The sequence below is a fragment of the Rheinheimera sp. EpRS3 genome (assembly GCF_001513785.1).
GTDB lineage: Bacteria > Pseudomonadota > Gammaproteobacteria > Enterobacterales > Alteromonadaceae > Alishewanella.
In genome coordinates this window covers 1,322,076-1,342,600 of the sequence record NZ_LNQS01000001.1, presented here as the reverse complement: position 1 = coordinate 1,342,600, position 20,525 = coordinate 1,322,076, and the positions used below count along the sequence as shown (strand labels likewise).

Below are 20,525 nucleotides of genomic sequence, written 5' to 3'. Positions count from 1 at the left end.
TTTTAAGGAAACACCATGTCTGTACGCCTGCTTCCCCTTAGCACGGCCCTGCTCTGCAGCAGCTATGCTTTTGTCGCTACCGATACTCTGGCCGCTACTGATGCCTATACCTACGCCAACTTTGATGCCGTAACAGTAAAGCACCTGCACCTGGATTTAGCCGTTAACTTTGAGCAAAAAGCCCTAACCGGCTTTGCCGATTTACAACTTAACTGGCTAAACAACAACGGCAACACGGTATATCTGGACACCCGCGATCTGGATATAGAGCGCATTTACGCTAAACGTGCCGACGGTAACTGGCAAAAAGTGCCTTTTAACCTGGGGCAGCGCGATGCAGTGCTGGGCAGCAAGCTTACAATCAGCCCGACCTTTCAGGCACAAACCCTGCGTATTTACTACAGCTCTACCGATAAAGCCTCTGGCCTGCAGTGGTTAACGCCAGAGCAAACCGCCGGTAAAACCACACCCTTTATGTTCAGCCAGAACCAGGCCATTCATGCCCGCAGTTGGATCCCCATTCAGGACACCCCGGCCGTACGCATGACCTACAGCGCCCGCATTCAAACCCGTGACGATGTTTTGGCTATTATGAGTGCCAATAATGAACCGGGCATGATTCGCGATGGCGATTACCAGTTTGTTATGCCGCAGGCTATTCCGGCTTACTTAATTGCCATAGCCGCCGGTGATTTAGAATTTAAAGCCATGAGTGAGCAAACCGGCATTTATGCCGAGCCTTATATTCTTAACGCCTCGGCCGAAGAATTTGCCAGCACCCAGGCAATGATCGATGCCACCGAACAGCTGTACGGTGACTACCGCTGGGGCCGTTACGACTTACTGATCTTACCGCCCAGCTTCCCGTTTGGCGGCATGGAAAACCCGGTACTGAGCTTTATTACCCCCACCGTGGTGGCCGGTGATGGCAGCCTGGTCAGTTTAATTGCCCATGAGCTGGCGCACTCCTGGTCCGGCAACCTGGTAACTAACGCGACCTGGCGCGATTTATGGCTCAATGAAGGTTTTACCTCCTATGTCGAAAACCGCATTATGGAGCAGGTGTTCGGCACCGATCGCGCCATTATGGAGCAGGCGTTATCAGTACAGGGCTTAAAAGAAGAGCTGGCAGAGCTACCCGCTAACGACAGCATTTTGCACCTTGACCTGCATGGCCGTGATCCGGACGATGCCTTTAGCGGCGTGCCTTACACCAAAGGTCAATTGTTTTTAATGTTTCTGGAGCAAAAATTCGGCCGCGACAAGTTTGACCCCTTTGTACGGCAGTACTTTGACGACCATGCGTTTCAAAGCCTGGACACCGCACGCTTTGTAACCTACTTAAATACCCACTTACTGCAAAAATACCCCGGCATAGTGTCGCTGGATGAGGCAAAAAGCTGGATTTACCAGCCTGGCTTGCCAGCGGGCACACCCGATCCGCAGTCAGATGCGTTTAATCAGGTACAGCAACACGCCAACAACTGGCTGGCCGGTAACAGCGAACTAAGCAGCCTGCCTACCGACAACTGGACAGTACACGAATGGCTATATTTTATTAATAATCTGCCGCTGACTATAACACCGGAGCAACTGGCCGAGCTGGACGCCACCTTTAGCCTGACGCAATCGACCAACAGCGAAATTGCCCATGCCTGGTATTTGCTGGCACTTAAAACCGGCTATCAGGAAATTGCCGCCCCGCTGGAGCAATATCTGATTGGTATTGGCCGGCGTAAGCTGATTATTCCGCTGTATAAACAGCTTGCCACTACGCCCGAAGGCCTGGCATTTGCCCGTGCCGTATACGAAAAAGCCCGCCCCGGTTACCACCCGCTGGCGCAGGGCTCGGTTGATGAAATACTAAAATAGCTACAACCGTAGCATAACAGCCCATAACAGTGGTGTTGCGTTTGCCGCAGCCCCACTGTTACGCTTTAACTGCATCTAACAACCAGTCGGCCTCAATGCAATCCGGCAAATGCGCGGCAATAAAGCCGGTTAACGACTGCGCGGCATAAGATAAGCGCTTGTCAGCATTACGCACCAGATACCAATGGCTGTTAAGCGGAAAACCGGCTACATCCAGCACCGCCAGCTTTTCCCGCCCTTCCAGCAAAGTATGGCCGGAAATAACCGACAACCCCAGCCCCGCCGCCACGCTAAGCCTTATCGCTTCGTTGCTTTCAATCTGCATACTGTGGCTAAGCTGTATGCCCTGGCTGCTAAGCCAGGCTTCAAACATCATCCGTGTGGCACTGCCGGGCTCGCGCAGCAAAAACCGCTCTTGTTTTAGCTTTGCAAAACTCAGCTGTGGCTGACCCACCGCCCAGTGATCTAAAGGTGCAATAAGCTGCAGCGGGTTTTTCACTATCGGCGTGGCCAGCACATGCTCGCCGCCCGGCGGGTGGCTGAACAGGTAAATATCGTCTTGTTGCTGCTCAAAACGGCTTAGAATTTGCGCCCGATTGCCAATATGCAGGGTCACCTCAATCTGTGGAAAACGCCGGTAAAACGGCGCCAGAATACGCGGCATTAAATACTGCGCGGTGTTCACCACCGCTATGCTTAAGCTGCCGCGCCGCCCGGCGTGCAGTTCACTGATTTCACTGCCTAAATCATCAAACCGGCTTAGCACATCACAGGCTGCCTGATACAACGCCTGGCCCGCCGCAGTGGGCTGCAAGGCGCCGGCGTGGCTGTGCAATAACGGCTCGTTTAACACCTCAGACAGTTTTTTCAACTGCAACGACACTGTTGGCTGGGTTAAATGCAGCGCGCGCGCCGCGGCGGAAACACTGCCCAGCTGCACTACCTTGATATACACCTGCAGCAGGCGAAAACTTAATTGCCGTACGTCCATTGCGCCCTCTTTCAATTACATCGACAAATAAAGCCATAGATAATTATCTATATAAAACACCGATATTATTAATTAGGCAATAGAAAAGTTTTTCGGCACACTGCGCCAGCTTTAATTTTCGGAGAGTGTCATGCCTGATGTTGTAATAGCGTTTTTTGCCCTGGGCCTGCTGGCCGGGCTGGTAAAATCAGATCTAAAAGTCCCGCTGCCGATCTACGAAACCCTGTCGATTTTGCTGATGCTAACTCTGGGCTTAAAAGGCGGTATGGCACTGCACGGTGTGCCGCTGATGCCGATATTGCCCGAGCTTGGCCTGATTGCCGCCACCGGCGTAGCGCTGCCGCTAATGCTGTATCCGCTGTTACGCAAACTGGTGCGCCTTAGCAGCGCCAATGCCGCCAGTGTTGCCGCGCATTATGGCTCGGTAAGCGCCGGTACCTTTGCTGTAGCAATGGCGCTGGCGATGCAACACAACTTGCCTATACAGCCGCAAACCACACTGTATCTGGTGCTGCTTGAGCTACCGGCCATTGTTACCATGCTGTGGTTGTATCGTTATGTTAACGGCAGTAAGGCGGGCTCTTTGGCGATACTGCATGAAGCCTTAACCAGCCGCGGCGTGTTATTGCTCGGCGGTGGTTTACTGATTGGCTGGCTGTACGGCCATGACGGATTATCGGCGATTACACCGGTATTGCTGGGCGGCTTTAACACCCTGCTGGCGCTGTTTTTACTGGAAATGGGCCTGTGCACCGCCAAAGTATGCTCGCCATTGCCGGTTAAACAATGGCGGCTAATGCTGTTTGCACTGCTTGCCCCCTTTGTGTTGGCCTGGCTGGGTATTGGCCTGGGCCTGCTGTTGGGGTTAAGCAGTGGCAGTATGCTGATATTCGCGGCACTGGTAGCCAGTGCCTCTTACATTGCCGCCCCGGCTGCCATCCGCGCCGCCATACCTGATGCCGATATCGGCCTGGCCCTGCTGGCGGCTCTGGGCATTACTTTCCCACTAAATGTACTGATTGGGCTGCCGCTGTATTTAAGCTGGATTACGGCGCTAACCGGTTAACGCGGGCTGGCTGATTAAAGCGGGCCGGTTAAAGCTGCTTTTTTAAAGCGCTAAGCGGCGCAGCCGCAGCGCGTTAGTAACCACAAACACACTGGATAACGCCATAGCGCCGGCGGCCAGCATCGGCGATAACAGCAGGCCAAAGGCCGGGTACAGCGCTCCGGCCGCTACCGGCAACAGCAGCGCGTTATAGCCAAAGGCCCAGAATAAATTCTGGCGGATATTGCGCAAGGTGGCTTTGCTAAGCGCTATGGCATTAACTACACCCATAATATCGGCACGCATTAACACCACATCGGCCGCTTCTATCGCGATATCGGTGCCGTTACCCACCGCCAGGCCAATATCGGCCTCTGCCAGCGCCGGTGCATCATTAATACCATCACCGACAAAAGCCACAGCACCGAACTCAACACGTAGCTGTTTTACGGCATCAACCTTGCCCTGCGGCAACACTTCGGCCACCACGGTATCAATTTGCAATTGTTTGGCAATCGCTTCGGCGGTATGGCGATTGTCGCCGCTGATCATCGCCACTTTTAAACCCAGTTGGTGCATCGCCGCTATCGCCTCTGCTGAGCCGGGTTTTAACGTATCGGCCACCGCCAGCATTGCCGCAAGCTTGTTATCAACCGCCAGATACAACACCGTTTTACCGCTTTTGGCCAGCGTATCGGCCTGAGCCGCCTGCGCGGTTACCTCCAGCTTAAGCTGCTGCATAAAACGGTCGGCGCCAATGGCAACCTGTTGGCCGTTAACCGTGCCGCTTACCCCCATGCCGCTGTGCACTTTAAAGTCGCTTACCGGCGGCAATGTCAGTTGCTGAGCCGCCGCGGCAGCCACTAAAGCTTCAGCCAGCGGATGCTCAGATTGTTGCTCCAGTGCCGCGGCCAGCGCCAGCATAGCCTGCGCATTCAGGCCGGGTTGCAGTATTAAGGTGTCGGTCAGTTGCGGCTTACCTTCGGTTAAGGTGCCGGTTTTATCCAGCGCAATAACCTTACAATCGCGCAGCGTTTGCAGTGCACTGCCCTGGCGAAACAAGATGCCCAGCTGCGCAGCGCGACCGGTGCCCACCATTATCGAGGTGGGTGTGGCCAGGCCCATAGCACAGGGGCAGGCAATAATCAGCACCGCAACGGCATTGACCAGCGCCAGACTAAGGGCCGGCTGTGGCCCCCACAGCCACCAGGCGGCAAAGGTAGCAGCCGCCAGCAACATCACCAGTGGCACAAAAATCGCCGTTACTTTATCTACCAGCGACTGAATGGGTAATTTGTCGCTTTGCGCTTGCTGCACCAGAGCAATAATTTGTGCAAGCACGGTATCGCCGGCGGCTTTGCTTACGCGCACCTGCAGCACGCCCTGCTTATTTACCGTACCGGCATATACCGCATCGCCGCGCTGCTTGGCTTTGGCCAGCGGCTCGCCGCTTAACATCGACTCATCGATATAGGACTCGCCCTGCTCTACTTTGGCATCCAGCGCAATACGCTCACCGGCGCGCACTAATAACAGGTCACCGGGTTTAATTTGCGCCAGCGCAACTTTATGCTGGCTGCCGTCTATTAACAGCGTTGCTGTAGCCGGCTGCAAACTGAGCAACTGCTGTATCGCCGCCCCGGTTTGGCCTTTAGCGCGCGCTTCCAGATAACGCCCCAGCAGAATCAGCGTAACTATTACCGCTGCGGCTTCAAAATACACCTGCGCCGTGCCGTCCGGCAGCAGCTGCGGCATAAAGGTGGCCACCAGCGAAAAGCCCCAGGCCGATAAGGTGCCCAGCGCCACTAAAGAATTCATCTCTGGCTTGCCTTTTAACAGCAACGGAATACCGGTTTGAATAAAGCGCCGCCCCGGCCCCAGCAACACCAGCGTGGTCAGCACCGCCTGAAGTTGCCAGTTCAGGCTTTGGCCCAGGGTGGCCATTAACCAGTGATGAAACGCCGGAATAAGATGAGCACCCATTTCCAGCATAAATACCGGTAAAGTTAACGCCGCCGCCAGCCACAGATCGCGCAGCAACAGGGCCTGCTCTGCCTGCTTTTGTGCCGTTTTATCCTGCTGCGCAGCCTGTTTATCCGCCTCTGGCTCCAGCGCTGTGGCTTTATAACCGGCGCTCTGTAACGCTGCCACTAAAGCCGCCACAGCGGCGCTGCCCTCTACCTGTGCCTGCTCGGTGGCCAGGTTAACACTGGCAGAGTGCACGCCCGGCACCGCCAGTAAGGCTTTTTCTACCTTGCCAACACAAGAGCCGCAGTGCATATCACTGATATTAAGCGTTATTTTTGACAGTACTTTCGACATTGCTTTCGACATTAGTTTGTCTCCGCTGCTGGTTTAACTACGCGTTGGCTTAGCCAGGTGCTGTAAAATGGCACAGTGCGCGCCACCGTCTGCCGCACACTGCGCTATCATCTGCTGCAAGGTTTGTTTCATGGCGTGCAGCTCTTGCAGTTTCAGCTCTACCTCGGCTAAGTGCTGCTGCGCCACCTGCTTTACTACAGTGTTAGAGCGCTGCGGGTTTTGCCACAGCGCCAGCAGGCCGGCAATATCGGCCAGCGAAAAGCCCAATACACGGGCGCGGCGGATAAACTTAAGTATTTCAATATCTTTTGGCTGGTATTGCCGGTAACCAGCATCACTGCGCTGCGTCGGCTGCAACAGCCCGCTGTGCTCATAATGGCGGATCATTTTTGCGCTAAGGCCACTTGCCGCGGCTGCCTGACCAATATTCATTTCTGTCTCCTGCTGCATCACACTAAGAGCAGTATGAACCTTACCATCATGGCAAGGTCAAGCAGCAATAGCGAATAAACGCACTGATCCATAATGCGCGCCAGCCGTAACCGCAGCAACAGTATTTAGCCAACAGCGCAATTAAGCACTTAGCAGTGCAAAAGAGGCAAGAGATGCAAAAACTGTTTTTTGATGGCAGCTGTGCTTTATGCCGGCGCGAAATTAACTGGCTGGCCCCGAAACTGCGGCCGCATTTGGAGCTTATCGATATCAGCGCGGAGGGCTTTAGCGGCTTTGCCGGGGTAAATAAAGCGGCCATGATGCAGCAAATTCATTTGTGGCGGGAGGATCATTTTTTAATTGGCATAGACGCCAGCCTGCACTACTGGCAATTGGCTGGACATAGCTGGCTGGTCGCGTTTTTACGCCTGCCGCCTTGTTACTGGCTGGCCAGCAAAGCCTATGCTTACTGGGCCGCCAAACGCAGTAACTGCTCAAGCGGCGATTGCACACTATAACCATGCGCCGGCGCACCTTAACCAAACAAAGCGCGGCAACCGATGCGCAGATCTTACGCCTGCACAGTGCCATGGCCGATAAGTTGTTGGCCGAGCCCGAACGGCTGGCGCAAGTACTAAACACGCTGGAACAACGTTATCAGGCCGGTTTACTGCGCCATAGTGGCTATATTCACTGGTTCAGTATTTTAGATTGTCTTAACCAGCCGGAACTGTTTAAGGCGGCACTGCTGGATAACGGCGAGCGGATGAATAAACTACGCCGTCGCACAGTGTTAGTGGGTATTTTAACCGAAGACGAGCGCCAGGCTATTTTAATGGAGAACTTATAATGTCACGCTTATCCGTGTTGGGTTATGCCGGCTTAATGCCTTTTATTGCCCTGCCGCTATTGTACCTGCAACCTTTTTATCTCAGTGCGGCACAAACGCTTGAGCTCTACAGCTTGTACAGTGCACTGATTTTAGGTTTTATGGCCGGCGTGTTGTGGCCTGTACTGCATAGCAACACTACAACCACAGCAAAAGCCGACCGTTTAGCCATAGCGGCGGTAATCTTTCCGGTGCTGAGTTTTATCGCCTTATTTACCGCGGTTGAATACTTCTTACTTGCTCAGGCCTGTTTGTTTGTACTGCTGCGGTTAACCGAATACCGTCTCGGCATTAACCGCCAGTACAGCATAGGCTATCGCGCTTTGCGCAATCAGCTGACGCTGGTAGTCAGCGCCAGCCATCTGTCGTTTTATTGGTTAATCCATTAACTATGGGCAATGTCGCCTAATCAATACGCCAGGCTAAAACGCTGGTTTATATGCTGCGGCTGCTCAACTTCATCCAGCATAGCTACAGCATAATCGCCGTTAGAGATACGGCTTTTGCCTGCGCTGTCGGCAAGTAAATTATCTGAGCCCAGCCGGAAGTTGCCGGTTTTATCGCCCGGAAAAATCTCTGCCGCCGGTGATAAAAAGCTCCAGCTGAGCGCATTTTGCCCGCGCAACTGCTGCAGTACCTCTGCCGCACCTTCGGCAGTAGCGCGATATTCCGGCGGGAAATCCGGGCTATCCAGTAAGCGGCTGCCATCGGGGAGCAGTAAGGTTGCTGCACCACCGACTACCAGCAAACGGCCGACCTTGCCTGCCGTTGCCGCGGTAAATACCGAATTAAACGCCTGTAAATAGTAGCCCTTTACGTCTTGCTGCGCGTGGCCGCTAAAGGCGCTGATCACTATGGCTTTGCCATTAAGCAGTTTGGTTAACGCAGGCGTATCGTTAATATCCAGCCCTACCACCGTTAAGCCCGCTTTGGCCGCTATGCGCTCCGGCCGGTTTACCACTGCCGTTACAGTGTGGCCACGGCTTAGTGCCTCGGCAGTAATGGCCGAGCCGATAAAACCTGATGCCCCTAAAATAACTAATTCCATCCTATTTTCCTCACAAGGTTGCTGTCTTAACAATTAATGTGCAGGCATTATCGCGGCTCGATTAACACAGAAAAATAGCTTAATATTAAAATAACTGTTTAATAAATTAAAACAATCATGCCAAATCAAGCGGATCTAAATAGCCTGCAACTGGTGCAGCGTTTACAGAAGGCCGGCAGCTTTACCGCGGCGGCCGAGCAACTGGGCTGCAGCAAAACCACCATTAGCCTGCAGTTAAAAGCGCTGGAGCAGCAACTGGGGGTAGCGCTGTTTCGCCGCACCACACGCCAGCTCAGCTTAACCCGCGCCGGCGAGCAACTGCTGCGCGACTGTCTGCCACTGCTGGACGAGCTGCAACAAGCGTTGCAACAATTGCAAAGCAGCGACAAGGTATTGCAGGGCAAGCTGGTATTAAGCGCACCGGAAGATTACACCAACCGCATCCTGGCCCCTGCCGTAGTGGCCTTTATGGCACTGCATCCAGCCTTAGAGGTGGAGTTTCGCAGCAGCGATCAGGTTAAAGATTTAATCAAAGAAGGTATCGATTTAAGCATTCGCGCCGGTTGGTTAAAAGACTCCGGCCAGCATGCCCGTAAGCTCGGCAACTTTGAGCAATGGCTACTGGCCGCCCCGGCCTATCTGGCACAAGCCGGCATACCACTACTACCGGCCGATTTAGCCAGCCAGCGCTTTATCGCCTTTACGCCGCTTAGCCAACCGCAGCAGTGGACTTTTAGCCAAACTGACCCACAAACCGGGGCCAAACAGCAAATAAGCCAGTATTTGCCGGCAGCGCTTAAAACCAGCTCTACCCAAACCATTACAGCACTTATGCTGGCCGGTGCAGGCATGGGCATACTGCCCGACTACAGCGCCCGCGACCTGGTAAGCAGCGGCCAGTTAATCCGCCTACTACCGGACTGGAGCTTAGCGCAAGCCGGTATTTACGCGGTATACCCGCCAGGCCGCTTTCGTCCGGCACGGGTAACCGCCTTTGTCGATTTTTTGCAGCAGTATCAGCAACAGCTTTAGCAAATGAATTGTAATCCGCAGGGCAAAGTGCCGCCCCGCTAAAGGTCCGGTTTGTGAAAAACCAGTTGTTAATATATAGCTTGTTATTGCACCGAAACAGAACGATTTGTTAATTCTGAATCTTTGGTGCTAGACTGGGGAAAAATTAATGGATTGAATATGAAAGACTCAGTTTGGAGAGGGAAGATTGCAGACAACCAATCACGGGAGCACGACCTTGAACTTCTGGTTGGTTTAGATCTTGTAAAATCTATGCAAATGCAATCGGAGTGGGTAGCGCAGTTTGTAAACGTCTTTGATGCCTATAGGCTGCAATTTCCGTTGAAATCAGATAGCGAGATGCTTAACGACTGTAATTTTGGAGACTCCCATTGGCAGTGGCATCATAAAGCAAAAGTTCTTAAATCTAATAGCTATCTTTGGTTTACTATTGAAAATAATGGCAGTATTGAATGTGCGATGATTGTGTTGCATCCCGAACTACGTAGAGTTTCCCCCAGTCAAATACACTACGTAGATTTTCTAGCGGTAGCCCCATGTAATAGGAAAACTCCTGTTAGCACACCAAAGTTCAAGGGCTTGGGCACGTTGATGTTGAGAGAAGCTGGGAAATATATCAATCAAAAACTAGCATACGAAGAAGGCTTCGCTTTACACTCACTTCCACAAGCACTACCGTATTATCATCAGATAGGCATGCGCGATTTTGGTTTAGATCCTAACAAGCAAAATCTACATTATCTTGAAATGGAAAAAGATCGAGCAGGAGTTTTCTACAATGAATAGTCCAGAATCAGATGATTTCGACATATACCTCATTGACTCCAATAACAATATTGCTGATGAAAATAATTCTCTTGTTTCTTTATACAAACAAGTAAAAGAAAACTGGGAACATCTTCCAATAAAAGAGCTTCTGAATAGAGGTGTTATAGTCTCAGATGAATTAGCAGATGTCGTTGCATTCATATCAGCTTCGGGTAGCACGCAGAGATTATTTAGAAAATCAGAAAAAAGCAGCCAGTTATATGGATCAATCTGGGCTGGAATAATAAATAATAGAGCACATAAAATTGAATCCTCTCAAAAGATCCAATCATTCGATTTAAACCTTGTCGATGATTTGTTTTTGGAAAGAGTTAAAAACCTAAGTTTAGTCCCTAAGGAAATAGTAAATTTACCTTCGTTATTTCTTGAAGTTGGAATCATACTTATCTATGAACCGACTATTAAATCTTCACTCATTGACGGTGTTGTTGGAAAAACCATAACGGATAGACCGTACATTGGAATGAGCTTGAGACACAATAGATTAGATAACTTTTGGTTTACATTGTTTCACGAGCTAGGCCATATATGTCAACACCTAGAAATGTTGGATACTCCAATCTTAGATTCAGAAGACTTTGAAGCTACTTCCGATATAGAAATTGAAGCAGATATGTATGCCAAAAACAATCTGATTCCAAGGCATTTATGGAATAGGAGTCCTTTAAAATTTGGCCATCATTATAAATTAAAATCAATTATTGATTTAGCTACAATGGTAGGAGTGCACCCATCTATAGTTGCAGGAAGAATAAGACGGGAAAGACGAGATTACAAATTACACAGTGGATTAGTGACCGAGTTCAATACTAGAACTATAATTTGGGGTGAAGAATGAAATATGTGCCTTTTTTAAAAGCTAAGCAAAATGAAATTAGAGCTTTATCTTTACTCTCTAAAGAAAGAATAAAAGAAATAATACCTTTTTTCGACATACCAAGACCAAATAAAATATCTCAATCCGAAATAGTTAATAATGTCTTATCCGCCAGAAAAAGTATGGGAATGGCTCAAGAATTTCACCCATTTTGGTTCTACCTAGATGTATTTGATATTCCTTCAGGCATAAATGTTGGCGGGGTTCCATTCTATCAATTTGTTCTTAATGAGTTTTCCGATTACTCTGTTATCCCTGTAATTGGTCTTGACCGAGAGCCTGAGCATTTGCAGTCAGTTTTAAACACTCTCGGAGATAAAGCCTATTTGGCTATCAGGCTAGTGGATGAAGACCTACTAAGTTTTAATATAACTAAAAATAAATTAGAAAAATTATTTTCCCAGTTTAATGGGGACATTTCTTTTGATTTGATACTAGACTGTCGGATTGTTAATGAACAAAATTATGAAGCAATGGCTAATAATTGTTCATCTTTTCTTAATAGATGCGATGAGCTTGATAGTGTGCAGGACATAATAGTCACTTCTTCATCTATTACTTCTCCAATTTCAGAACTAATAGATCCACAGTCCAGCTGCACATTTACCCGCTATGAAAATAGCCTTTGGGATAAACTAGATTTTATCTCACAAAAAGACGTGATCTACGGTGATTATACAGTGGTTTCTCCGGAATATTCAGATGTAAATATTCCAGTTGAAATCATGAGGAATGTGCAATGCCCTAAAATTATTTATACTCAACTTGATGTAGCTTTTGGAGTAAGGGGCGGAGCACTGAAAACTCACGGCGACTACCAATTCTATGATCTGGCCAAGGAGGTACTAAATTGTGGCCTCTACAGAGGTAAACATTTTTCCAACGGAGATGATTATATCGAAAGAGTTGCCAATCGAACTTTAACTAAAAAAGTTAAGGGGGGCGTCATAGTTACTACTTGTGGCAGCCCTTCAAAGTGGATCGAAACTACAGTTAACTGTCATATTTCATTTATTATAGACAATATTTAGTTATTTCGAAGGGTTGGTATTTAGTTTCGAATCTATCGGCTAATATTTCAAAAAAACTTTTTTGAACCAACCTACTACATGTATCGTCAACTATTTTCTTTGCTATTTGTGCTCTAGAATTACTTCTAGGTGACTTGCCACTTGATAACCTTGAGTCGACTTCGAGTAGTTCACTTTTCCATAAGGTTAGAAGAGCTTTTTCTGCATTCCAATTTCGGTTGATTTTGGCGTTCCGATAGTTAACTATTTTTACACTGTTTGTTCTCTTGGCTAACAAAATCCCCCAATAGTCTGGAATTAGAGACTCAGCTTTCAATAAATATTTTTCGGTCGTTACAAGCGTATTTTTTTTAAATGTAAAATCATAAAAAGAAATCTGTCGTGAAAGTCTAGACAGAGTATCTTTATCGCTTTTAATTTCGAAACAGTGAGCATATTTATCCAATGCCACTATGTCTGCAATTGCATTGCCATTATGAACGGAGAGTTCATCAACAACAACTTGAGGGGGAGTTGGCTTGCTTAGCAAATACTTCTTTAAAGCTTCCCTAATATCTTTGTCAGATAAGTTATTATTTGGGCTCATTTTCATCAATTCACAAAAGAAGCATCTAATTGAAATAAATTCAGACTTGTTTAGCTAAAAATTGCTCATTTGCAGCAATTTCTAATACCAAACTTAGTCTATCGTTGCTAGCGCCAAGTTGCAATTACAAACTGTCAGGGAGGGCTGGTTTGAGTATAGTCGGCGGGGAGCTCTGTAAAGGTTGTGTAACAAACTCTTTTAATCGTCCCCTCTCCGCTCCCGATCTAACTCGAAATAGTTCATCATTAACGAATTAGAAGCCAACTCTGCTATTCGCTCATACCCGCCGTTTAAATTCGCAGCGACGATATCAAACAAACATCGCTGCTGGTATACCAAACTGCTTTGATATGGCACGGCGTTAGCGGGCGCTTGCCGCTTAAAATTTGCGATACCAGCGATTTACCGCCTATCTCCTGCTGAAAATCACTTTGCGTAAAACCGTACTGGGGCTATCAGCAGCCGTAAAGGGCATTAGTCTCGTACTTTAAGCTCCATCACCACGCCATCGTTTTCGTCTTCTTCAGTAACAACAAAACCAAAACGGGCGTAAAAGTCGCGCATGGCATGATGGCCTGGCATATACAAAATAGAGATAATTTTGCACTCGGGAATTTGGCTTATTTCCGCTATTGCCAACCGGGTTGCTTCAGTACCTATACCCTGCCCCTGTAGTTTTAAATCGACCATAAACTGGGCAATATAAAATTCATCCGGCAAACCTTCTTCCAGCTCTTGATAATACTGTAAAAACCCCACCACCTCCTCGCCCCGGTAAATGGCACGATTTACGTAATGATCGTAAAAGTGTGATTCCACTATCGACTCTGCATTTTGCGCAACATAGTCTTCTTGCTACTGGCTTATTTGCAGATGAATAACATCTAACCAATTATCCTTTGTTACTTCGCGCAAACTAATTTCCACTTTATTCCCTTATTTTTAACAGTCGCAGAGATTAATTGTGCCTTAGTGTGAATTTTCAACGTCAGGCGGAAAATTTATCAGGCATTGTAAATCTGACAATTGCTGAAGGCTGTATGATTAAAAGGCACAATAAAATTGAGTGTATGCTTTTTCACTTAGATGCAATACCAGCGATTTGCAACCCGTGCCACTACTGAAAACCACTTTGCACATTGCCGTGTGTGTATCTGTGTGTATAATTATTCCAAGGTTGGGAGGCGCAATGAAATCGACGGATCTGATAAAGGAGCTTTCAGCAGCCGGTTGTGAGCTAAAACGCCAGGGTAAAGGCAGCCACCAGATTTGGTACTCCCCCATTACCGGAAAAACTTTTGCTGTGCCTCACCCTAAAGGTTCACTGCCAATAGGTACAGTTAAATCCATTAAGAAATCGGCAGGTATTTAGCTTGTTACAGCTGCGAGGTGATGTATGTATTTTTCAGTCGGTATAGAAGAGCCCAAGAACGGTGAAGCTTTCGGCCTGGTGGTGCCAGCGCTGTGTACTGATAATTTCAGTTGCTATAGCGCTGCAGATTGTCAGGAAGACATAGCGCCGATGGTTACAGAAGCCATTACCATGCTGCTGGAACAGATGCAGGAACAAGGTTTGCCGGTACAGGATATTAAAGATGCCGGTGTACTGGCCTATCAGAAATTAACCGACTACGCCTTTTGCAACGCCTGGCTGTTGGTACATGTCGATATGTCGGCATTTGAAGGCAAGCCAAAGCGGATTAACATCAGCATACCTGACACCTTAATCAGCCGCATAGACAACAAAGTTAAAACCTCGCCAGACAAATACCGTGATCGCAGCCATTTTCTGGCCACGGCCGCACGCCATGAGTTGGAAACAGCAGGGCAATAGCCCTGTTTTTCCCATATTGGACAGAGATTCAGCAACATGGCAGCAACAAGCAGGCTTGCTACTGTGCCCCACTTCGGCGCATATCCGGCAGCCATATTGCCATCATGCCCAGTAGCGGCAACCAGGCGCACAGCTTAAAAATGTAAGCATGCCAGTATGGGGTCGGAGCTAATAAACGGGAGAGTATTGGGTCGGAGCTAATAAACCAATAACCGCTTAATCACAATGTCCGCTAGTAGCCATTTTTTATAGTCATTGTCGGGTTTTCGCTCTACCTGCTATTTTGAATCAGCTTAGCCACACGCCTTCAGGTTTCGGGTTAAGCCAATCTCTTTTTGCTGCTCGCGAGCGACATTGCTACCCAGGTCTGCGGCTTTTTTCAGCCAGGCCAGCCCTTCCATTCTGCTATTTTGGCAATACAGTATTTTGCCAAGAAGTGCGGCCGCTTCGATATGGCCCTGCTTGGCTGCTTGTTCTAAAAAGGGAATTGCCAGTTTGCTATTGCTCCTTGCCAGTCTTTTAAAGACTTTATAAGACGCCTCAGCATTTTGAAATTTAACAGACATAACCTTGAGAATATCCAGAGCTTTATCTTCATCAACTTCAATCTGAATACTACCTGTGTAATACCCGGTGTTTGGAAAATCGTTATTAAAATCATGGATATTATAGTGGAACTCAGCGTTCTCAACGGCATACAGCAGATTGTCTAACTCATCGAATGACAAGGCTTCAAGGTCAGCTAACTGTGTGCGATAACGTTGCACAATATCGCTTTGGGTAACGATGTTATTGGCTGCAGCTACCAGCTCATCCGCCCTTTCTATCTTTGCAGCAGCAAGCTGTTTTGAGAACGCTATTGCTTGTTGTTTAAACGCTTCAGCTCTGACATGTTGCGCAACGGAAGAATAGATGGCTAATTCTTTTTCAACTGCAGGACGATGCCCCAGTAACGCCGCTTTATGCCGCCAAAATCTGGCATCGTTTTCATATTTATCGCTGCCGGCAAACTGCTCAGCATCCGGTCCTGGCCGATAGGCTTCATCAACAATTGACCACCAAAGAATTTGAAACTGTGCTTCGCCCGATTCTGCTTTGGTCCGTATGAGCATTGCTTCTTTTGTTGGCGAGTAATAGGTTCCAAACTTGTGATCTGATGCCGGATCATTACCTGCCAACCAATTCCTAATCGAGCCAGCTTTGCCCAAGGTACATTTTTCAGTAACAGATAAGTAATTATTCTGTTCGATACTTTTTAAACAAGCATTATCGGGCAGCATAAAATATAAGTATGACAGAGCAGGCAAAGAAAAAAGCACTAGCAAAGGCAGTGCGGCTTTTCTGAAGCCAGATGTTTCTTTAAGCTGAAAAGGCTTAATTGAATGTTCACTGATGGCTTGCCATTCGGGTTTTGTCAGAGACTTTTTACTGGTTACAAATGCCACTCCAAATGGTATTGGCGCAGCCAGAAACCAAATCACTTTAGCCTGGAGCAAAAGCCCTAAAGCAATGTATGCAAACCCGACAACCAACATCACCGGAATTCGGGCAGCTGAGGAATATAAACGCCCCACATATCTGGCAAACAGCCCCGCGATAGCCGGAAACACAAAGCTGGCAACAATGAGGCTCAGAATAAAATGTTGCCCCAGCAGGATCAAGAATAATGTTGCCGGTACTAGTCCAATAACAGCTGCCAAAAGGGCAAATATTGGTTTTTCTTGCTGAACAAGTTTGGTGTACGCTTGTTCCATTTCGGCTCTTTCATACCGCATGGGGATACCTTGTTTAACACAACATTTAAAGCCCGACTACGGCATCTGCTTGCTGCGGCTCGCTTTCACTGCAGTAATCGCCTGTTGCCGGAATTGCCAGTTCCGATTATCCGATCCTAATGTTACTGCTGCCGGACTAAGTCTTACTTAGCAAGTTTCATCGGCGGCATTGTCATCCAGTTATCGTAGTATTTTACCTGCGTTGCCTTAAAACATTCGTCAACCTGCTCTTTCTCAGCATGCAGGGTTTTACACTGGGCATAGTGTGAATCTGCACCAGTTTCATATAATCTTTTGGCGAGATACATACTCATCATAGCGTCGTAGTCACATCTGTTATTAGCAGCCTTATCTTGTTTCAGCTCGTCAGCTAAGGCCGAGATGCAGCGCTGTTTAAGCTTATCCTGATGCTCCGCAGTAGATATAAATGGTTTACTACTGCATGCAACCAAGGTTAAAGCGGTAGTTACAATAATGATTAGTCTCATATTTCCCTCAAAATAATTCATGGCCTGTTTTCAAGGGAAAACTGCTTAGAAAACATCCTTTTTATCAAAGGTTGTTTGAAATATATCCAAGATACATAGCTAAGCGAATGCAACCACTGCCATCATGCACTTTTCATAGAAAAGTTTTTAGATCAGTGGCTTTGCGTCCTGCCCTTTCGGTACAGTTTGCCCTTTAATTGTCTTAGCCTGTGAAGAAGCACTTAACAAAGTGTGAACTCAAGCTGAACACGTTGACGCTATACAAATAATTACAAATTGACAAGTTATTTTTTAACGACTCCAGTTACCGTATTGCAAGGCAAAATGACAGTTGCATAAGCAACGGCATCACTGGCTGCGCCGCATATCCGGCAGCCATATTGCCAGCATGCCCAGTAGCGGCAACCAGGCGCATAGTTTAAAGATATAGGTAATGCTGGTGGCGTCGGCCACGATACCCAGCACCGCAGCGGCAATGCCGCTAAAGCCAAACATCATGCCGTAAAAAATGCCTGAGATCATACCAATGTTGCCCGGTACCAGCTCTTGCGCAAACACGATAATGGCAGAAAACGCCGACGACATTACCAAGCCTATCAGCACTGTCAGTACCGCTACACCAAACAGATTGCTGTAGGGCAACAACAAGGTTAGCGGCGCTGCGCCTAAAATAGATACCCAGATCACCGGCTTGCGGCCAATTCTGTCGCCCACCGGGCCGCCTATTACGGTGCCAACAGCCACAGACGCCAAAAACAGAAATAAGAACAACTGCGAGTCAGCAACCGATACGGCAAATTTTTCAATCAGATAAAAGGTATAAAAGTTGCTCAGGCAAGTCATATACACATACTTAGAAAACACCAGCAGTGCCAATACCAGCAATGCCTGTTTGGTTTGCCGCGGCGACAAACCGTTATCTGCAACTACGCTGCTGCGCTTGTGCGCCGTGGCATGTGAGGCAATAACCCAGCGGCTAACCCGCTGCAGTACAATGATGCCCAAAATGGCAAACAAACAAAACCAGCCTATGCTGCCCTGGCCGCGCGGAATGATAATAATGGCTGCAAGTAATGGCCCCAGCGCCGAACCGGCATTGCCGCCCACCTGAAACACCGCCTGCGCCAAACCGTAGCGGCCACCTGAGGCCATACGAGCCACCCTCGAGGCTTCAGGGTGAAAGGTAGAGGAACCCAGGCCAATCATCGCTGATGCCAGCAGCAACATGCTAAAGCTGTTTACCATACTCAGCATTGCCAAACCCAACAGCGTAAATACCATGCCAAGCGGCAATAAGCCCGGTTTAGGGTGTTTGTCGGTATAAAAGCCTACAGCGGGCTGTAGCAGTGACGCGGTGATTTGAAAAATCAGCGTGATCAGGCCAATCTGGGTAAAACTAAGCAGATACTGCTGTTTTAACATCGGATAAATAGCCGGTAATACCGCCTGGATCAGATCGTTTAGCAAATGCACAAAACTAACCGCCCCAACCACCGGCAGGGCCAGTGCAGCAGGTGCTGCAGCTAAAGACGCTGTAGCCTTGGTAACGCCTGTCATAATTCTCCGGCGACTGGTCAATGTAAAAGGCGGCCAGTATATACTATCGGAACATTAGCAGCACAAAGCCAGCGCCGGTTTGCCGCTTAGCTGCGACCTGTGCCGCAGTGCTAAACCTGATAACACAGCAATAGCCGCTGTGATAACGCCTTTTTTGGCAAGCCAGCTTAGCTATTGCCTCTTTTTCTGAACTGCGCCGCTTTATAACGGTTGCCGCATAACGCCATACTGCACCAACGCCGCTTATGCGCTTTAGTGCGGTCATAAAACCACAAAATACAATCCGGATGTTCACACTGTTTTACCAACTCAACATTCGCTTCAACCAACAGCTGAGCCACAGCTTCGGCTACCGGCCCCAGCAGCGACGCTATAGTTGCGCCGCTGGCAATCCGGCTTAACACCAGCTTGCCGTTATTATCGGGCGCTAAATGCAGCATACTGTGGTACGCATGCAAATACTCATTTAAACCACTGATATCCTGCAACTTTCCTGCTTTAAACGCGCTAATCAAGCCTTTGGCAAGGCTGCGTAGTGCTTTGGCCTGCGCCAGCAATTCACCGGCAGCGAATGCGCCGCCCTCTGCGGCCGGAACGATGTTGTGTTGTGCCAGCCAGCGCAGTACATCTGCATCGCTGTGCCAGTATTCAACGGCCTTGTCGTCGTTACGCGCTTCGGTATTAAGCAGGTCCATCGCAAGGTGATCACCCAGCATCGGTGCGGCGCTCAGGTTGTCGTCGTGCGGTTTTGCAGAAGCAGCCATATAGTAACCCCTAAAATTTAATTTGACAGGTTAGCACAAGTGCGCCAGACTTGCACAATAACCATTAAATTACAATTTTAATGGTTACTTAATTCATCTTAAGCCAAACTATACGGAGCTATCATGACAACGCCCAAAATGCTGCTTGCCGCAGCAAGCTTAACCGCTTCTTTGTATGCCAACAGTGCAGAAAATCCGCCACAGGTGCACCACCAGACCATAGATATACAGGGTGTAAAGGTGTTTTACCGCGAAGCCGGTTCAGTACAGGCACCTACAGTGTTGCTGCTGCATGGTTTTGGTGCCTCATCGTATATGTTTCGTCAGTTGATACCGCAACTGGCAACGAAATATCATGTTATCGCGCCGGACTTGCCGGGTTTTGGCCAAACTACGGTTAACAGCGGCGTCAACTTTAGCTACAGTTTCGACAATCTGGCTGCTGTTATTGACGCCTTCACCGTGGCGAAAAAGCTGGACCGCTATGCCCTGTACGTGTTCGATTACGGAGCTCCGGTGGGCTGGCGTCTGGCGGTAAACAACCCGCAAAAAATTACCGCCATCGTTAGCCAGAACGGCAATGGCTACGAAGAAGGTTTAAGCGCTGGCTGGGCTGATATGCAAAAAGCCTGGGCTAATCCTACAGCGGAAAACCGTGAAGCACTGCGCCGCTTTAATACCGTTGACATGCTGAAATGGCAATACACTGAAGGCGTTACAGATACGTCGCTGATTGCACCGGAAACTTATCAATTAGCTTATTCGGCAATTGAGCGTATTGGTGTAGAAGCACAGCTGGATCTTTTGGTTGACTATGGTCAGAACATTAAGCAGTACAGCCAGTTACACGATTATTTCCGCCTCCATCAACCGCCGTTGCTGGCTATTTGGGGCGAAAAAGACCCGTTCTTTTTACCGGCAGGCGCCAATGCCTTTAAACGTGATAACCCCAACGCTGAGGTGCAGTTCCTTAACACCGGCCATTTCGCCATTGAAACTCATGGCGGTGAAATCGCCACACAGATGCTGCAGTTTTTACAGCAGAGCATTAAAGCAAAAACCGAATAACCGCGGCGACGGCGGGCCTTGCCGACCAGGCCCGCCGGCAAATCTGGCCTAGTACGTGCTGTGCCCGTATCGTTACGGCTGCCTTC

22 protein-coding genes and 1 riboswitch are annotated in these 20,525 nt (G+C 48.6%); of the genes, 12 read left to right on the top strand and 10 right to left on the bottom strand.

Translation table 11 applies throughout. The annotated features are described in order from the left end of the window. Window positions 1–15: 15 nt before the first annotated feature. The gene (locus AR688_RS06035; protein WP_068230474.1) at window positions 16–1,872 is read left to right on the top strand and encodes a M1 family metallopeptidase; all 1,857 of its coding nucleotides are present in this window, start codon (window positions 16–18) and stop codon (window positions 1,870–1,872) included. A gap of 58 nt (window positions 1,873–1,930) precedes the next feature. Here the strand turns inward: AR688_RS06035 and AR688_RS06030 are convergent, their stop codons facing one another. Then, window positions 1,931–2,863 (bottom strand): LysR family transcriptional regulator, encoded by a 933-nt coding sequence (locus AR688_RS06030; RefSeq protein ID WP_068230472.1) that lies wholly within the window; start codon window positions 2,861–2,863, stop codon window positions 1,931–1,933. Window positions 2,864–2,993: 130 nt separating this feature from the next. On the opposite strand from AR688_RS06030, the gene AR688_RS06025 reads away from it, so the two are divergent. Beyond that, window positions 2,994–3,929: a sodium-dependent bicarbonate transport family permease gene (locus AR688_RS06025; RefSeq protein ID WP_068230469.1), complete on the top strand. Its 936-nt coding sequence runs from the start codon at window positions 2,994–2,996 to the stop codon at window positions 3,927–3,929. 42 nt (window positions 3,930–3,971) lie between these two features. Here AR688_RS06025 and AR688_RS06020 read toward each other — a convergent pair whose 3' ends face one another. Together AR688_RS06020 and cueR are read right to left on the bottom strand one after the other, a co-directional pair. Further along, complete coding sequence (locus AR688_RS06020) at window positions 3,972–6,242, bottom strand: heavy metal translocating P-type ATPase (protein ID WP_082694686.1); 2,271 nt, start codon at window positions 6,240–6,242, stop codon at window positions 3,972–3,974. 21 nt (window positions 6,243–6,263) lie between these two features. After that, a complete protein-coding gene (cueR, locus tag AR688_RS06015) occupies window positions 6,264–6,662 on the bottom strand; it encodes a Cu(I)-responsive transcriptional regulator (protein WP_068230464.1) in 399 nt (132 codons plus the stop codon). 173 nt (window positions 6,663–6,835) lie between these two features. On the opposite strand from cueR, the gene AR688_RS06010 reads away from it, so the two are divergent. From AR688_RS06010 to AR688_RS06000, 3 genes are read left to right on the top strand one after another with little or no spacing between them, the layout of a single operon-like run. Then, a complete protein-coding gene (locus AR688_RS06010) occupies window positions 6,836–7,180 on the top strand; it encodes a thiol-disulfide oxidoreductase DCC family protein (protein WP_068230461.1) in 345 nt (114 codons plus the stop codon). Between the two features lie 2 nt (window positions 7,181–7,182). Further along, window positions 7,183–7,512, top strand: a complete 330-nt coding sequence (locus AR688_RS06005) for a hypothetical protein (RefSeq protein WP_068230458.1) — start codon at window positions 7,183–7,185, stop codon at window positions 7,510–7,512. Further along, complete coding sequence (locus AR688_RS06000) at window positions 7,512–7,940, top strand: DUF3429 domain-containing protein (protein WP_068230456.1); 429 nt, start codon at window positions 7,512–7,514, stop codon at window positions 7,938–7,940. Before AR688_RS06005 ends, AR688_RS06000 begins: the two co-directional genes overlap by 1 nt. A gap of 20 nt (window positions 7,941–7,960) precedes the next feature. On the opposite strand, the gene AR688_RS05995 is transcribed toward AR688_RS06000, so the two are convergent. Then, window positions 7,961–8,599, bottom strand: coding sequence for an NAD(P)-dependent oxidoreductase (locus AR688_RS05995; RefSeq protein ID WP_068230453.1), 639 nt, complete (start codon window positions 8,597–8,599; stop codon window positions 7,961–7,963). 117 nt (window positions 8,600–8,716) lie between these two features. Between AR688_RS05995 and AR688_RS05990 the strand changes: the two genes are divergently transcribed. The 4 genes from AR688_RS05990 to AR688_RS05975 all read left to right on the top strand — a co-directional run bounded on the left by AR688_RS05990 (window position 8,717) and on the right by AR688_RS05975 (window position 12,367). Next, on the top strand, window positions 8,717–9,631 hold the full coding sequence (locus AR688_RS05990; protein WP_068230450.1) for a LysR family transcriptional regulator: 915 nt from the start codon (window positions 8,717–8,719) through the stop codon (window positions 9,629–9,631). A 159-nt stretch (window positions 9,632–9,790) separates the two neighbouring features. Beyond that, entirely contained in the window at window positions 9,791–10,417 is a 627-nt protein-coding gene (locus AR688_RS05985) for a GNAT family N-acetyltransferase (RefSeq protein WP_068230447.1), read from the top strand. After that, the gene (locus tag AR688_RS05980) at window positions 10,410–11,297 is read left to right on the top strand and encodes an ImmA/IrrE family metallo-endopeptidase (RefSeq protein ID WP_068230444.1); all 888 of its coding nucleotides are present in this window, start codon (window positions 10,410–10,412) and stop codon (window positions 11,295–11,297) included. The genes AR688_RS05985 and AR688_RS05980 overlap by 8 nt, the downstream gene beginning before the upstream one ends. After that, window positions 11,294–12,367, top strand: a complete 1,074-nt coding sequence (locus AR688_RS05975; RefSeq protein ID WP_068230441.1) for a beta family protein — start codon at window positions 11,294–11,296, stop codon at window positions 12,365–12,367. Before AR688_RS05980 ends, AR688_RS05975 begins: the two co-directional genes overlap by 4 nt. Here the strand turns inward: AR688_RS05975 and AR688_RS05970 are convergent. Together AR688_RS05970 and AR688_RS05965 are read right to left on the bottom strand one after the other, a co-directional pair. Continuing rightward, entirely contained in the window at window positions 12,351–12,953 is a 603-nt protein-coding gene (locus AR688_RS05970; protein ID WP_197412123.1) for a sce7726 family protein, read from the bottom strand. The genes AR688_RS05975 and AR688_RS05970 overlap by 17 nt on opposite strands. 474 nt (window positions 12,954–13,427) lie before the next feature. Further along, window positions 13,428–13,772 carry a GNAT family N-acetyltransferase gene (locus AR688_RS05965; RefSeq protein WP_068230435.1) on the bottom strand — a complete coding sequence of 115 codons (345 nt, stop codon included), beginning with the start codon at window positions 13,770–13,772 and terminating at the stop codon, window positions 13,428–13,430. Between the two features lie 370 nt (window positions 13,773–14,142). Between AR688_RS05965 and AR688_RS19860 the strand changes: the two genes are divergently transcribed. Both AR688_RS19860 and AR688_RS05960 read left to right on the top strand, forming a co-directional pair. After that, window positions 14,143–14,325, top strand: a complete 183-nt coding sequence (locus AR688_RS19860) for a type II toxin-antitoxin system HicA family toxin (protein WP_082694684.1) — start codon at window positions 14,143–14,145, stop codon at window positions 14,323–14,325. Between the two features lie 24 nt (window positions 14,326–14,349). Beyond that, the gene (locus tag AR688_RS05960) at window positions 14,350–14,787 is read left to right on the top strand and encodes a type II toxin-antitoxin system HicB family antitoxin (protein ID WP_068230432.1); all 438 of its coding nucleotides are present in this window, start codon (window positions 14,350–14,352) and stop codon (window positions 14,785–14,787) included. A 293-nt stretch (window positions 14,788–15,080) separates the two neighbouring features. On the opposite strand, the gene AR688_RS05955 is transcribed toward AR688_RS05960, so the two are convergent. From AR688_RS05955 to AR688_RS05940, 4 genes are all read right to left on the bottom strand, one after another. Then, complete coding sequence (locus AR688_RS05955) at window positions 15,081–16,541, bottom strand: hypothetical protein (RefSeq protein WP_156420213.1); 1,461 nt, start codon at window positions 16,539–16,541, stop codon at window positions 15,081–15,083. Window positions 16,542–16,705: 164 nt separating this feature from the next. After that, the gene (locus tag AR688_RS05950) at window positions 16,706–17,071 is read right to left on the bottom strand and encodes a hypothetical protein (protein WP_068230427.1); all 366 of its coding nucleotides are present in this window, start codon (window positions 17,069–17,071) and stop codon (window positions 16,706–16,708) included. Between the two features lie 84 nt (window positions 17,072–17,155). Continuing rightward, window positions 17,156–17,251: riboswitch (cyclic di-GMP riboswitch) on the bottom strand. Between the two features lie 147 nt (window positions 17,252–17,398). Next, window positions 17,399–18,607 (bottom strand): MFS transporter, encoded by a 1,209-nt coding sequence (locus AR688_RS05945; RefSeq protein WP_068230424.1) that lies wholly within the window; start codon window positions 18,605–18,607, stop codon window positions 17,399–17,401. Between the two features lie 167 nt (window positions 18,608–18,774). Then, complete coding sequence (locus tag AR688_RS05940) at window positions 18,775–19,371, bottom strand: CGNR zinc finger domain-containing protein (protein ID WP_068230421.1); 597 nt, start codon at window positions 19,369–19,371, stop codon at window positions 18,775–18,777. A gap of 123 nt (window positions 19,372–19,494) precedes the next feature. Here AR688_RS05940 and AR688_RS05935 point away from each other — a divergent pair, with 123 nt between their 5' ends. After that, entirely contained in the window at window positions 19,495–20,439 is a 945-nt protein-coding gene (locus tag AR688_RS05935; protein WP_082694683.1) for an alpha/beta fold hydrolase, read from the top strand. The last annotated feature ends 86 nt before the right edge of the window (window positions 20,440–20,525 follow it).